The sequence below is a fragment of the Gluconobacter vitians genome, from assembly GCF_015244565.1.
Lineage (GTDB): Bacteria > Pseudomonadota > Alphaproteobacteria > Acetobacterales > Acetobacteraceae > Gluconobacter > Gluconobacter vitians.
The window spans coordinates 1-809 of the sequence record NZ_JABCQG010000087.1 but is presented as its reverse complement, the minus strand read 5'-3'; the positions used below and the strand labels follow the sequence as shown (position 1 = coordinate 809).

1 pseudogene is annotated in these 809 nt (G+C 54.8%); it reads left to right on the top strand.

Going from position 1 to position 809, the window contains the following annotated elements:
* Nucleotides 1–183 precede the first annotated feature (183 nt).
* Nucleotides 184–570, top strand: a pseudogene (locus HKD24_RS15180) (transposase); the annotation flags it as partial.
* Nucleotides 571–809 lie beyond the last annotated feature (239 nt).

The window sequence follows — 809 nt, the reverse complement described above, 5'->3', positions numbered from 1 at the left end:
GCTTCAATCAGAGGCTCCCAGATCGCCCATGTCTCGTCCGTAAAAGTGCCTGTTCCGTCTCCTTCTTCCATCCCTATAATATGGGAAGTGTTTCAAGTGCTAACAGGCCCTGGGGCCTGTTAAGCTCATGAGCCATTGATTTGAATGCGGCAGTCTGATTCAGGCTTTGTAAGGAGACTGAAGATGAGCGACCTGTACTGGCTGACGGACGAACAGATGGACCGTCTGCGGCCGCTCTTTCCAAAGAGCCACGGCAAACCTCGCGTTGATGACCGTCGAGTGTTGAGCGGCATCATCTTTGTTAATCGAACGGCCTGCGCTGGCGCGATGCGCCCGGGGAGTACGGTCCACATAAGACGCTCTACAACCGCTGGAAGCGCTGGGGCGCCATGGGGATCTTGGCCCGGATGATGGGTGGGCTGGCAGCCGGGAGGCAGAGCCGCAGCCCCTCATGTTTGATGCGATGTATCTCAAGGCACACCGCACGGCTTCAAGCCTGTGGTTAAAAAGGGAATTCTAGCCGCCTGATTGGTCGCACTAGGTGACATGAACACGAAGCTGCATGTGATTATTGCCATATCCGCCACATCAGCGCGTGCGCAGGACTGTTCGGGGTGTTTCTGCGCTGCTGTATGATAGACAGCCTACCAGCCATGACAAACTGTGATGCTGCTCTTTTAGTTATGGAATGCAGCGCCGCTGACGTGCCCCCCGGAAATGTAACCATTTAAAAGTAGAGTCCGATCGAGAAGGATACGGACGGATGAAGCGCAGTCGTTTTACGGAAGAGCAGATCATAGGGATCCTGA